Below are 12039 nucleotides of genomic sequence, written 5' to 3' on the forward strand. Positions count from 1 at the left end.
CCCCCTCTGATCGGGGACCTAGTTAGCCTCTTTCACACTATCCGCGAAGCCCAATCTGATATCAGGCCTGAGTTTCCATCTGCTCCAGCATCTTACGAGCGCGCTTACATTGAAGTTTGTCCCGCAATGGACTGTCCGGATCGACATCCTTTTGGCAGACCACACATTTGTCCGCACCCGAAATCGCGTTCAGTCCACCGCAGCTGCCTTTGATGTTTTTGCCCATCAGCATCACGCCAAGGGACATGCCAACCACGATGATCAACAGCAAAACGAAGGCCAGAATAAAGGTGGTCATTTCAGGTCTACCCTTCAGTTGGAACCCAAAGCGTCTTTGAACGCGGTGCTATGCACTGTGATATACGCATCTTCGCCGCCTGTCACATCCCTCGAGATGAAATACACGGCAAGGTTATGTCTTTCGGCCAGCTCCAGACCTTTTTCCTGCCCCAGTGCCAGCATGGCCGTGGCCCAGGCATCCGCCATCATCGCGTTTTCCGCCAGAACCGTGACCGAGGTTGTTCGGTGCGTGATCGGACGGCCGGTGGTCGGGTCAATGATGTGCGAATAGCGCACTCCATCCTGCTCGAAGAAATTTTTGTAGTCGCCAGAGCTTGCCATGCCCAGATCGTCCAGCGACACGATCAGTTGCGGTGTCTGCGCCCCTGCCTGAGGTTTTTCGATACCGATGCGCCAAGATTCGCCCTTGTCGTTTTCGCCTTTGGCGACCAGATCACCACCTATTTCAACCAGATAATCCTCGATGCCAGCTTCGCTAAGCGTCGCTGCAACGGCATCTATGCCGTACCCTTTGGCTATGGCGGACAGGTTGATACCAACCCCGGGGTCGGATTTCGCCAGCGTTCCGGCCTCAGAGTTCAGCAACAGCAATCGGCTCTGACCCACCCCGTTCAATGCGGCCTGAATTTCGGCATCCGACGGTACCGGATCTTCCGGCGTGCGCGGACCAAACCCCCAAAGCTCAATCAGCGGGCCAAGGGTCACATCAAAGATGCCGCCAGTTTTCTCGTGTACTTCATTTGCTGCTTTCATCACCAGCGAAAATTCCGCAGACACCGGCAAAGGGTCAGTGCTGTCTGAGGCAGAGAATGTTGAGACCTCGGAATTCGGGTCCCAATTCGACATCTTGGCGTTAACCTCGGCCAAGGTCTCTTCGACCGCAACGGCCAGAGCGTCCGCGTCCAGCCCTTCGCCAATGGCGGTGATGTTGAAGGTCGTCCCCATCGTTTCGCCCGACAATCGGACCACCTCGGGTTCTTTGTCGAACAGGCAGCCGGACAAGAGTGTGGCAAAAGCCAGAACAGGCACAAGACGCATTAGGCAGTCTCCTGGAAGAATGGTGTCCGGCATATGCCAGCCGCCCCCGACAGTGTCAAACCGGGTTCAGAGTTTCAGCGGTATAAAGCCAAGAGCTAAAAGGCCGATACCTGCCGGTACTCCAAACAACCACGCGCGTTTTTGCCACCCCGGAGGCTGATTTTTCCATGCCATGCGGAAATTATGGCCGCAAACCACCACCGCAAAGAAAATCAAAGCGGCGACTGGCGGGGTAAGATACAGGTCGTTCAAAGGCTTATGTTTCCTATGCAGCTCAGGGATTTTGCCGATCTGCGCAATTCCACCCTATACAGGTCATTTAGCTGCGCTAAGGTGAAAGGGAAAGACTTTGCAATAACCATGAAGGAGATTGCCCATGGCCCCAACCTCTTACCAGTCGCCGTCGCGCGGCGACAAGGCTGACAAGACCACTTACAGCCAATCAGCGGAATCGAACCTGTCGCACTCGCAAACGACCGTGGCCAAACTGCTTGAGGGTAAAGGGGAGGCGGTGTTTTCGGTGCGCCCGAATGAGACGATTCATGCAGTCGTCAATACGCTAAAAGAAAAGCGGATTGGCGCCGTTTTGGTTACCGACCAGAATGGTACTCTACAGGGCATCCTGTCCGAGCGTGATATCGTCCGGCGTATGGCGGAAACACCTGGTCAGACCCTGCCCCAATCAGTCGAAGACCTGATGACGCGGGATGTCAAATCCTGCGCGCCAGATGATCTGCTGAATGACGTCCTGAAGACCATGACCGAAGGACGTTTTCGCCATATGCCGGTTTTGCGGGATGGCAATCTGTGCGGCGTGATCACCATTGGCGACGTTGTGCACTTCCGCCTGAAAGAGCTGGAGTACGAAGCTCTGCGTATGAAGCAAATGATTGTTGGCTGAGCATTACTTGACGGCACGAGTGGTCTGGCTTCGAGGCCACCGTATCAGCCTTGACTGAATCACGACAAAGAAAAAAACCGGCGCTAGATGCGCCGGTTTTACTGTTTGTTAACCGCCGAAATCGTCGAGCATGATGTCTTCACGGTCCACGCCTAAATCCAGCAGCATGTTGATGACCGACTGGTTCATGATTGGCGGACCACACATGTAGAACTCGCAATCTTCCGGTGCCGGGTGGTTCTTGAGGTATTCTTCGAACAGAACGTTATGGATGAAGCCGGTATAGCCTTTCCAGTCATCCTCGGGCTGAGCGTCCGACAGGGCCACGTGCCATTCGAAATTGTCGAACTCTTTGGCCAACGTGTCGAAATCCTCGACAAAGAACATCTCTTTCTTAGACCGCGCACCGTACCAGAAGCTGATCTTGCGATTGCGGTTCTCAAGACGCTTGAGCTGGTCGAAGATGTGGCTGCGCATCGGCGCCATACCGGCACCACCACCAATAAAGACCATCTCTTTTTCCGTCTCGCGAGCGAAGAACTCGCCAAACGGGCCCGAAATCGTGACCTTGTCACCCGGCTTCAGGTTGAAGATGTAAGACGACATCTGACCCGGAGGGATACCATCTGAACCCGGAGGCGGCGAGGCAACACGGACGTTGAGCATGATCATGCCCTTTTCATCCGGGTAGTTGGCCATCGAATAAGCACGCTCGATCGGTTCGCTCACGACAGATTCATACTGCCACAGATTGAAGCGATCCCAATCCTCGCGGTATTCTTCTTCAACGTCGAAATCGGTGTACTTCAGTGCATGGGCTGGCGCTTCGATCTGGATGTACCCACCGGCGCGGAAGTTCACGTCTTCGCCTTCCGGCAAGTCCAGCGTCAGCGCCTTAATAAAGGTTGCGACGTTTTCGTTTGACCGAACCGTGCATTCCCACTTCTTGACGCCGAAGACTTCTTCTGGGACTTCGATATCCATGTCCTGCTTGACCGCGACTTGACAGGACAAACGGTCACCGCAGGCGGCTTCGCGTTTGGTGATGTGGCTTTCCTCGGTCGGCAGGATCGACCCGCCGCCTGAATGCACCCGCACCCGGCACTGCGCACAGGTACCACCGCCACCACAGGCTGAAGGAACGAACAGTTTCTCGGCCGCCAGCGTTTGCAACAGCTTGCCGCCCGCCGGAACAGATACGGTTTTCTCGCCGTTAATGGTGATGTTGACGTTGCCGGTCGACACCAGACGCGATCGGGCTGCCATGATGATAGCGACCAGTCCCAGAACGATCAGGGTAAAGAGGACGACGCCCAGACTAAAAGTTTCCATTGCGCCCTCCTTACAGTTTCACGCCCGAGAAGGACATGAAGGCCATCGCCATCAGACCCGCGGTAATGAAGGTAATCCCAAGGCCCTGCAAACCGTCGGGAATGTCCGAATACTTCAGTTTTTCACGCACACCCGCCATTGCGGTGATCGCCAGCGCCCAACCAAAACCGGAAGACAGACCATAGGTCGCCGCCTCGGCAAAGTTATAGTCGCGCTCGACCATGAACAGCGAACCACCCAGGATGGCGCAGTTCACGGTGATCAGCGGTAGGAAAATCCCCAGCGCGTTGTAGAGCGGTGGGAAGTACTTATCGAGTACCATCTCAAGGATCTGCACCATCGCCGCGATCACGCCGATGTAAGAAATCAGGCCAAGGAAAGTCAGGTCCACATCCGGGAACCCGGCCCATGCCAATGCGCCCGGCTTCAACAGGTAATTCAGCAGCAGGTTGTTGGTGGGCACGGTGATCGCCTGTACGACCATGACCGAAATCCCCAGACCCAGCGCGGTCGAAATCTTCTTGGACACGGCGATGAAGGTACACATGCCGAGGAAGAAGCTAAGCGCGAGGTTTTCAACAAAGATGGCCTTCACGGCCAGTGAAATCAGACCTTCCATCAGTGGGCCTCTACCTGCTGAATTTTGTATTCACGTTCTTCGACCTGGTTCGGCTTCCATGTGCGGAAGGCCCAAATGATCAGACCAATGATGAAGAACGCCGAAGGCGGCAGCAGCAGCATGCCGTTGGGCACGTACCAGCCACCGTTGTTGACGGTCTCCAGAATGGTGACGCCGAACAGCGACCCATTGCCGAACAGCTCGCGGATGAAACCAACCAGCAGCAGGATCAGGCCGTAGCCCATGCCATTGCCCATTCCGTCGATGAACGACGCGACCGGAGGGTTCTTCATCGCAAACGCTTCGGCGCGGCCCATCACAATACAGTTGGTGATGATCAGGCCAACGAAAACCGACAGGGTCTTCGAAATCTCGAAGGCGTAGGCCTTGAGAACCTGATCCACCAGGATCACCAGCGAGGCGATGATCACCATCTGAACGATGATGCGGATCGAGCCCGGGATCTGGTTGCGCAGGCACGAGATGAAGAAGGACGAGAACGAAGTAACGAAGGTCACCGCCAGCGCCATCACGAAGGACACCTGCAGCGACGAGGTCACCGCCAGTGCAGAACAGATGCCCAACACCTGTAGCGTAATCGGATTGTTGTCGACAAGCGGGTCGACCAGCATCTCTTTCTTGGTCTGGGACATCAGAACTCTCCTGCTTGCAGTTTGGCCAGGAACGGAGCGTAGCCCTCATCGCCCATCCAGAATTTCACCAGGTTATCGACACCGACCGAGGTCAACGTGGCGCCGGCCAGCGCGTCAACGTAGAATTCCGGTCCAGCTGCGGGCTGCGTCTTGGACACAGTGATCTGCAGATCACCCGCTTCATCGCGCAGTCGCTTGCCATTCCACAGGGCCTTCCAGCGGGGATTGTCCACTTCGGCACCTAGACCGGGGGTTTCGCCGTGCTGATAAAACTGCAGGCCGAAGATGTCGTTGCCGTTGTTTTCCAGCGCGATAAAGCCGTAGAGCGTAGACCACAGGCCATAGCCGTGCAGTGGCAGGATGACCTTGTCCAAATCACCTGCATCGTCGCGCAACAGATAGATCACGCGGTATTTGGATTTGCGCCCAATGCCCGCCGGATCATTGTCCAGTGCAACGCTCAACTCGGGATCGCTGGCCGCGGCCAGATCGTCGAATGTGGCCGGGTCAAACTGATCATCGACAAATTCACCTGTGGCCAGTTCCAGCACGTGCGGCTCAAACGCGGCGAATGCTTCGGTCACATTGATGCCGGGCTCATAAACCCCAGCCACCTGCAGAACGTTGACCTGCTTGTCCTTCAGTGCATTTGCTTCCTGTACCGGGCGCAGGCTGACCGCAGCAGCAGACACGACCATCGAAGCGACAAGACAGACGGCGACAGCAACAAAGATCGTCTTGCCCACCGAATCCGGCGAGGCCGCCAGAAACTTGGCAATCGCGCCTTTGGGTTCTGGGGATTGCGTATCAGACATGGCGACGCGCCCTCCGTTTGATGTTTGCCTGAACGACGAAATAGTCGATCAGCGGTGCAAAGACGTTACCGAACAGGATTGCCAGCATCATGCCTTCGGGGAAAGCAGGGTTCACCACACGGATCAACACAACCATGACACCGATCAGCGCACCATAGATGTACCGACCAAGATTGGTGTGACTGGCCGACACCGGTTCAGTGACCATGAAGGCCAGACCGAAGGCGTATCCCCCCAACACAATATGCCAGTACCAGGGCATAGCGAACATCGGGTTGGTGTCCGAACCGATTAGGTTCAGCAACCAAGTGAACGCGATCGTTCCGGCCAGGCAGCCTACAATCAGTCGATAATTGGCGATCTTGGTCATTAGCAGGAAGGCCAGACCGATCATGCAGGCCAGTGTCGAGGTTTCGCCAAAGCTGCCTTGGATAGCGCCAAAAAACGCGCTGAGCCAAGTAACCCCTTCGGCTGCAAGGTGTTGGTATCCATCAGCTGCGGACACCGCCAGCGCTGTCGCACCCGAGAAGCCATCAACAGGCGTCCAGACCGCGTCCCCGGACATCTGCGCCGGATAAGCGAAATACAGGAACGCACGCCCGACCAGCGCGGGGTTGAGGAAGTTCTTGCCAGTGCCGCCAAACACCTCTTTCCCGATCACGACACCAAAAATGATGCCCAGAGCCACCTGCCACAGTGGCGTGGTAGCAGGCATGATCAGCGTATAAAGCATTGAGGTCACAAGGAAACCTTCGTTCACCTCATGGCCACGCACGGTGGCAAAGATGACCTCGAAAATGCCGCCAGCAACAAGCGTCACTATGTAGATCGGCAGGAAGTAAAGAAACCCATGAGCCACATTTGCGAAAATACTGGCCGGGTCCAGCGAGATGCCAAACATCTGCAGCAAGGCGATCCGCCAACCGGTTGCGGCCTCGGGGCCTACAATCTCAAGTGCGGCATTGGCCTGATAGCCGGTGTTCCACATTCCCCAAAGAATACAGGGGATTGTGGCAATCACGACATAGGTCATGATCCGTTTCATATCCACATATGACCGCGCGTGCGGCGCAACGGTAGTGACGGTTTTCGGAGTGTAGATAAAGCTCTCCACCATTTCATAAATGGGGAAAAACTTCTCGTACTTGCCGCCCTTGGTAAAGTTCGGCTCAATCCGGTCAAAGAAGCTGCGCAAACCCATCTGGCTCAGCCCTCCTTTTCAATCTTGGTCAGGCAGTCGCGCAGCGCCAGCCCGTATTCATATTTCGCTGGACAGGCAAAGCCCACAAGGCCCAAGTCCTCTTCGTCCAGCTCCAGCGCGCCCAATGCCTGCGCAGTGTCAGTATCCATCACCAACAAAGCCCGCAGCAATTGCGTCGGCAGGTAATCCTGCGGCATCAGTTCCTCGAACACGCCCGTCGGCACCATCGCACGGCGCCCACCGTTCAGGTTCGAGGTGAAAGCGTAGAGTTTCTTGGCAAAGGCCGAACCCAGAACCGGCTGCACCGAGTATTTCGATGGCATCGGACGAATCCAGCCCATCGGAATCTGGTCGTGATCTTCGCGAATGACACAGATTTGACGGGCGAACCGTCCCAGATAAGCCGTTGGACCATCGGCATGCGTACCGGACAGGATCGAGCCCGAAATGACGCGCGGCGTGCCGTCCACAGCAATCTCATCATGGGTCAGATCATCGGTAGAGGCGCCCATGACGGTGCGGATCAGACGTGGCTGACGCGCGCCCGGACCGCTCAGCGCGATCACGATGTTCGGGTCCAAATGCCCGGTCTGCATCAGGCGACCAATGGCGATCACGTCTTGGTAGCCGATCGTCCAGACTTGTTTGTCACCGGCCAACGGTTCGAGGAAATGGATATGTGTTCCGGCCAGGCCAGCGGGGTGCGGACCAGAAAACGCGGCAGCCTCGACACCATCGACATCTGCGCCGGGAACTGAGTCACCGTCTTTTTGGCAGAGATAGGTCTTGCCCTCGGTAAGCTTTGTGATCGCGGCCAGTCCGGCGGCAAAGGCCTCGCCCGCGTCCGCAATGATCACTGATGCATCAGCAGCCAATGGTTCGCTGTCTATAGCGGTGACGAAAATCGCCGCTGGCTTGCTGCCCGGCACCGGCATTTTGGAATAAGGACGTGTACGGAAGGCCGTCCAAAGACCCGCGGCACAAAGCTTTTCGGTCACGCCTTCTGCACTGTCCGCATTGCCCACGCCCGAAAAATCCAGACCTGCATCGTTCGGGTCCGAAACTTCGATCACAACGCTTTGTAACACCCGCCGCGCGCCCCGGTTGATGGCGACGATTTTGCCGCTTAGCGGTGCCACCATCATCGCCTCGGGCGCGTCCTTGTGGCAAAACAACGGCGTGCCGCGTTGCACAGTATCACCTTCCTGAACCAGCATGCGCGGTTTCAGGCCAAGGTAATCTCCTCCCAACACCCCGACAGTCTTAAATTCAGGCCCCGGCTGGATAGTCTGCTCAGGTGCGCCCTGCACCGGCAGCTCCAACCCTTTTTTCAGTTTGAAAGTTTGCATGTCGCTACTGTCTTCCAAGCCTCTTTACCTGCGCCATATGCGTCTAACCCATTTCTGAGCCAAACATTAACGCGTGTTTTCTCAACAGTCGTCGCAAAAGCGTCGAATTGCGTTAAAAATCCGCGGGCGAAATTCCAATCAGGCCCCCTTTACGTGTGGAGAGGATCAAAGGCAAACCCGTTCAGGATCAAATCTGCTTGTAACACCGCTTTCCTTCTAATTCTTTCATTTTTTTCACGGATGAAATTGTGTGTCGCGCCCGGATTGCTTCCAGTGTAAGCAACCCCGATGGAACAGACGACCGATTTGGACATCTTTTTGGTGGCAACACCTGGGCTTGAAGCCCCCTTGCACGCCGAAGCACTGGAACAGGGATTCGCAGGCGCTGAAATCGTACAAGGCGGTGTCAGCTGCCGTGGCAACTGGTCCGAGGTTTGGCGCGCAAACCTGTGCCTGCGCGGGGCCAACAAGGTGTTGGTTCGAATAGGCAGCTTCCCGGCCGTTCATCTGGCCCAACTGGACAAACGCGCGCGAAAATTCCCCTGGTCAGACGTCCTGCGCCCTGACATCCCCGTTAAAGTCGAGGCTACAAGCCGCAAATCCCGCATTTACCATGCAGGCGCTGCCCGCCAGAGAGTCGAACGAGCCATTACCGAAACCCTTGGCGCGCCAATCTCATCCGATGCGGGGCTGCGCGTTTTGGTGCGGATCGAAAAAGACATCTGCACCTTTTCCGTCGATACCTCAGGCGAGCCGCTACACAAGCGCGGCCACAAATCGGCGGTCGCGAAGGCTCCGATGCGCGAAACTATGGCCGCTATGTTCCTCCGCGAATGCGGCTTTGACGGGTCAGAGCCCGTTCTTGACCCGATGTGTGGCTCTGGCACTTTTGTCATCGAAGCCGCTGAGATTGCCTTGGGTCTAAATCCAGGACGTTCCCGCCACTTTGCATTCGAAAACCTGCGCGAATTCGACTCTGAGGCATGGGCAACATTGCGCCAGCGTGGAGATCTGTCAGAATCGGATACGATCTTTTATGGGTCCGACCGGAATTCAGGTGCGGTTGAAGCGGCCAGCACCAATGCCGACCGTGCCGGAGTTACTACAAACACGAGATTTCAATGCCGTTCGGTTAGTGACATTAAGCCGCCGGCAGGACCAACAGGGCTGGTGATCGTCAATCCACCCTACGGTGCAAGAATCGGTGACGAAAAACGGCTTCGCTCTCTGTACGGGGCACTGGGAAAAGTCCTGATGTCGCGGTTCAGCGGCTGGCGAGTTGGGATCGTGACCAGCAATCAATCCCTTGCGCGCGCAGCGCGCTTGCCATTGCTGCCCGCCGGCCCAGTCGTAGATCACGGGGGCACAAAAATCCGCCTGTACCGAACCGACCCACTGACGTAATTGCCCAGTCAAGCAGAACACATTCGGCCCTTTTTCGGCTTCGCAGATTCCGGCGAACAGCCCCAAAATCCCTCTTGCACATCCATATCCCCGGGTATAGATCACCCGCCACGGTCGGAGTGTAGCTCAGCCTGGTAGAGCACTGTCTTCGGGAGGCAGGGGTCGGAGGTTCGAATCCTCTCACTCCGACCAATAAAACAATACGCCCAAGGGCGTCTTTGTTGTTTTCCAGACAGCGATCGAGGTTCGTTGAACCCGAGCTTTAGCCGAACTCCAACGCGCTGGCAGCTTTAAGCAGGTGCTTCAGACTGTTGCGCGCATAGACGGTCGCGATGATCCGCGTTTCTGAATGGCCGAGAAACTGTACAGTCTTCACCATCAAGATGCCTGCTTCAGCCCTATGAACAGCCGCGGTTTGCCGCAATTTCAGCCTAGCTTTTAGTCGGTTTTACCTCGAGCACCCGGCGCACTACCTAATTTGCCAACCTTATGTTTTCGCATGGCTTCTAAGCCATCGCTCTCTTTAGGAAAGTGAAGCAGCACGTGCTGCATGTCATTTCCATTGTTAAACAAACGATGGGGAATTCCAGCGGGCAAAAACAAACAACCAAAGCGTTTAGTCGTATTGTGACAACCCATTCTAACTTGGTCGCTCTATCCAGGTGGAAAAACAGCTGTCTTTTTTACTGTTCCATAGACAAAGCTGGTATCGATTGAGGCTATCCCACCGATCGGATGAATTCGGTGACGAATAAATTCCTCGTAGGCCTCGAGATCCGACACCAAAACCCGCAATTGGTAGTCCATTGCCCCGGTCAGCACGTGGCATTCAAGAACTTCATCGATCATCCGAACGCGTTTCTCAAAGTTCTGAACGTCCGTTTCATTGTGACGCTCCAACCTGATACGCACGAAGACGGTAATGGCCATCCCATACGCGGCAGCGTCAACGTCTGCGCTGTATCCCTTTATCACTCCGTTGGCTTCTAGGTTTTTGACCCGGCGCAAACACGGTGAGGGAGACAAGTTCACCTCGTCGGCAAGATCCTGGTTCGTCATGCGCCCGTCACGCTGCAGCGCCCGAATGATTTGCCTGTCCTTAGCATCCATTTGATCCTCATTCTTAGCAGAATCTGCCAATCTCAGTGCATGAGTTGGTATAATTCGCAACCATTTGCCCAAAGTAAAGGCGCAAACTGGCTTCAACATGAATCAGGAGCATGCAATGACTCGTTCAACCGGATTTGCCACGCGCGCCATTCACCACGCATATAACCCTCTGGAAAATGAAGGCGCTCTGACACCACCGCTACATTTGACGTCCACGTTTACCTTTGAAACCGCAGAGGCTGGCGGAGAGATGTTCGCCGGTGAGCGTGAAGGTCACATCTACAGCCGTATTTCAAACCCCACATGCGATCTTCTTGAACAACGCATTGCCGTGCTTGAGGGGGCCGAGGCAGGGCTAGCTCTTTCAAGCGGCATGGGGGCGATAACGGCAGTTCTTTGGACCCTGCTGTCGCCAGGTGACGAAGTCATCGTGGACAAAACGCTCTATGGCTGCACCTTCGCCTTTATGCGTCATGGTTTGGCGAAATGGGGGGTCACGATCACACATGTCGACATGACAAACCCGGACAACCTGAAAGCTGCCGTTTCTGACAAAACCCGCGTTATCTATTTCGAAACTCCGGCCAACCCGAACATGCGCTTGGTTGACATCGCCGCGAGCACCGAAATTGCGCACTCGGTCGGTGCAACAGTCGTCGTCGATAACACCTATGCCAGCCCATATCTGACCCGCCCGATCGAGCACGGCGCAGATATCGTTCTGCACTCCGCTACCAAATACCTAGGCGGGCATGGGGACGTGGTCGCAGGCCTGGTTGTCGGAACCGCTGAACAGATTGCTGAGATCCGCCTTGTTGGGATGAAGGACATGACAGGCGCGGTAATGGCGCCTTTCAACGCCATGCTGATCCTGCGTGGTCTGAAAACACTGAACCTGCGTCTGGATCGTCACTGTGCGTCAGCCAAGGTCGTCGCGGACTTCCTCGAAGCGCACCCCGCCGTTGGTGAGGTTTATTTCCCCGGTCTTGAGAGTTTCGCTCAGCACGATGTAGCGCAGCGACAGATGTCCCAACCGGGCGCTATGATAGCGTTCGAGATCAAGTCCGGCCTGTCCGGTGGGATCGAGTTCATGAACCACCTGAACATGATCCAGCGTGCAGTGTCCTTGGGCGATGCAGAAACCCTGATCCAGCACCCAGCTTCCATGACTCATTCGACCTATACGCAGGAAGAGCGGGCCGAGCATGGGATAAGCGATGGCCTGATCCGCCTTTCCGTCGGGCTGGAGGAAGTCGAAGATATCCTTGCAGACCTGGAGCAGGCTTTGCCCTACCCTGCACGCAGCGCCGCCTGAAC

The 12039-nt window shown here is 55.9% G+C and carries 13 protein-coding genes and 1 tRNA gene; 4 read left to right on the top strand and 10 right to left on the bottom strand.

The window, feature by feature from the left end:
* Nucleotides 1–61: 61 nt before the first annotated feature.
* From nqrM to ACR0IY_RS12375, 3 genes are all read right to left on the bottom strand, one after another.
* Nucleotides 62–298, bottom strand: a complete 237-nt coding sequence (gene nqrM / locus ACR0IY_RS12365; protein WP_480673684.1) for a (Na+)-NQR maturation NqrM — start codon at nucleotides 296–298, stop codon at nucleotides 62–64.
* 14 nt (nucleotides 299–312) lie between these two features.
* Complete coding sequence (locus ACR0IY_RS12370) at nucleotides 313–1338, bottom strand: FAD:protein FMN transferase (protein ID WP_480673686.1); 1026 nt, start codon at nucleotides 1336–1338, stop codon at nucleotides 313–315.
* 66 nt (nucleotides 1339–1404) lie between these two features.
* Entirely contained in the window at nucleotides 1405–1590 is a 186-nt protein-coding gene (locus ACR0IY_RS12375; protein ID WP_480673688.1) for a hypothetical protein, read from the bottom strand.
* A 124-nt stretch (nucleotides 1591–1714) separates the two neighbouring features.
* Here ACR0IY_RS12375 and ACR0IY_RS12380 point away from each other — a divergent pair, with 124 nt between their 5' ends.
* Nucleotides 1715–2239: a CBS domain-containing protein gene (locus ACR0IY_RS12380; protein WP_480673690.1), complete on the top strand. Its 525-nt coding sequence runs from the start codon at nucleotides 1715–1717 to the stop codon at nucleotides 2237–2239.
* A 108-nt stretch (nucleotides 2240–2347) separates the two neighbouring features.
* Here the strand turns inward: ACR0IY_RS12380 and nqrF are convergent, their stop codons facing one another.
* From nqrF to ACR0IY_RS12410, 6 genes are read right to left on the bottom strand one after another with little or no spacing between them, the layout of a single operon-like run.
* Nucleotides 2348–3571 carry an NADH:ubiquinone reductase (Na(+)-transporting) subunit F gene (gene nqrF / locus ACR0IY_RS12385; RefSeq protein WP_480673692.1) on the bottom strand — a complete coding sequence of 408 codons (1224 nt, stop codon included), beginning with the start codon at nucleotides 3569–3571 and terminating at the stop codon, nucleotides 2348–2350.
* 10 nt (nucleotides 3572–3581) lie between these two features.
* A complete protein-coding gene (nqrE, locus tag ACR0IY_RS12390; protein WP_170423419.1) occupies nucleotides 3582–4190 on the bottom strand; it encodes an NADH:ubiquinone reductase (Na(+)-transporting) subunit E in 609 nt (202 codons plus the stop codon).
* Nucleotides 4190–4843 carry an NADH:ubiquinone reductase (Na(+)-transporting) subunit D gene (locus tag ACR0IY_RS12395; protein ID WP_170614094.1) on the bottom strand — a complete coding sequence of 218 codons (654 nt, stop codon included), beginning with the start codon at nucleotides 4841–4843 and terminating at the stop codon, nucleotides 4190–4192. The genes nqrE and ACR0IY_RS12395 overlap by 1 nt, the downstream gene beginning before the upstream one ends.
* Nucleotides 4843–5658 carry a Na(+)-translocating NADH-quinone reductase subunit C gene (locus ACR0IY_RS12400; protein ID WP_480673694.1) on the bottom strand — a complete coding sequence of 272 codons (816 nt, stop codon included), beginning with the start codon at nucleotides 5656–5658 and terminating at the stop codon, nucleotides 4843–4845. Before ACR0IY_RS12400 ends, ACR0IY_RS12395 begins: the two co-directional genes overlap by 1 nt.
* The gene (locus ACR0IY_RS12405; protein WP_480673696.1) at nucleotides 5651–6859 is read right to left on the bottom strand and encodes an NADH:ubiquinone reductase (Na(+)-transporting) subunit B; all 1209 of its coding nucleotides are present in this window, start codon (nucleotides 6857–6859) and stop codon (nucleotides 5651–5653) included. Before ACR0IY_RS12405 ends, ACR0IY_RS12400 begins: the two co-directional genes overlap by 8 nt.
* A 5-nt stretch (nucleotides 6860–6864) precedes the next feature.
* The gene (locus ACR0IY_RS12410; protein WP_480673698.1) at nucleotides 6865–8208 is read right to left on the bottom strand and encodes a Na(+)-translocating NADH-quinone reductase subunit A; all 1344 of its coding nucleotides are present in this window, start codon (nucleotides 8206–8208) and stop codon (nucleotides 6865–6867) included.
* A gap of 288 nt (nucleotides 8209–8496) precedes the next feature.
* On the opposite strand from ACR0IY_RS12410, the gene ACR0IY_RS12415 reads away from it, so the two are divergent.
* Nucleotides 8497–9612 (top strand): THUMP domain-containing class I SAM-dependent RNA methyltransferase, encoded by a 1116-nt coding sequence (locus ACR0IY_RS12415; RefSeq protein ID WP_480673700.1) that lies wholly within the window; start codon nucleotides 8497–8499, stop codon nucleotides 9610–9612.
* Between the two features lie 115 nt (nucleotides 9613–9727).
* Nucleotides 9728–9804: transfer RNA gene (locus tag ACR0IY_RS12420), tRNA-Pro, on the top strand.
* 462 nt (nucleotides 9805–10266) lie between these two features.
* Here ACR0IY_RS12420 and ACR0IY_RS12425 read toward each other — a convergent pair.
* The gene (locus ACR0IY_RS12425; RefSeq protein WP_170554944.1) at nucleotides 10267–10722 is read right to left on the bottom strand and encodes an Lrp/AsnC family transcriptional regulator; all 456 of its coding nucleotides are present in this window, start codon (nucleotides 10720–10722) and stop codon (nucleotides 10267–10269) included.
* A 115-nt stretch (nucleotides 10723–10837) separates the two neighbouring features.
* Here ACR0IY_RS12425 and ACR0IY_RS12430 point away from each other — a divergent pair, with 115 nt between their 5' ends.
* Nucleotides 10838–12037, top strand: coding sequence for a methionine gamma-lyase (locus tag ACR0IY_RS12430; protein ID WP_480673702.1), 1200 nt, complete (start codon nucleotides 10838–10840; stop codon nucleotides 12035–12037).
* Nucleotides 12038–12039: the final 2 nt, after the last annotated feature.

The sequence above is a fragment of the Ruegeria sp. BC1 genome (genome assembly GCF_056539305.1).

Bases quoted from the DNA above. Each gene is read 5' to 3' on its own strand.
- nqrM (WP_480673684.1), bottom strand. From the start codon at position 298: ATGACCACCTTTATTCTGGCCTTCGTTTTGCTGTTGATCATCGTGGTT.
- ACR0IY_RS12370 (WP_480673686.1), bottom strand. From the start codon at position 1,338: ATGCGTCTTGTGCCTGTTCTGGCTTTTGCCACACTCTTGTCCGGCTGC.
- ACR0IY_RS12380 (WP_480673690.1), top strand. From the start codon at position 1,715: ATGGCCCCAACCTCTTACCAGTCGCCGTCGCGCGGCGACAAGGCTGAC.
- nqrF (WP_480673692.1), bottom strand. From the start codon at position 3,571: ATGGAAACTTTTAGTCTGGGCGTCGTCCTCTTTACCCTGATCGTTCTG.
- nqrE (WP_170423419.1), bottom strand. From the start codon at position 4,190: ATGGAAGGTCTGATTTCACTGGCCGTGAAGGCCATCTTTGTTGAAAAC.
- ACR0IY_RS12395 (WP_170614094.1), bottom strand. From the start codon at position 4,843: ATGTCCCAGACCAAGAAAGAGATGCTGGTCGACCCGCTTGTCGACAAC.
- ACR0IY_RS12400 (WP_480673694.1), bottom strand. From the start codon at position 5,658: ATGTCTGATACGCAATCCCCAGAACCCAAAGGCGCGATTGCCAAGTTT.
- ACR0IY_RS12405 (WP_480673696.1), bottom strand. From the start codon at position 6,859: ATGGGTTTGCGCAGCTTCTTTGACCGGATTGAGCCGAACTTTACCAAG.
- ACR0IY_RS12410 (WP_480673698.1), bottom strand. From the start codon at position 8,208: ATGCAAACTTTCAAACTGAAAAAAGGGTTGGAGCTGCCGGTGCAGGGC.
- ACR0IY_RS12415 (WP_480673700.1), top strand. From the start codon at position 8,497: ATGGAACAGACGACCGATTTGGACATCTTTTTGGTGGCAACACCTGGG.
- ACR0IY_RS12425 (WP_170554944.1), bottom strand. From the start codon at position 10,722: ATGGATGCTAAGGACAGGCAAATCATTCGGGCGCTGCAGCGTGACGGG.
- ACR0IY_RS12430 (WP_480673702.1), top strand. From the start codon at position 10,838: ATGACTCGTTCAACCGGATTTGCCACGCGCGCCATTCACCACGCATAT.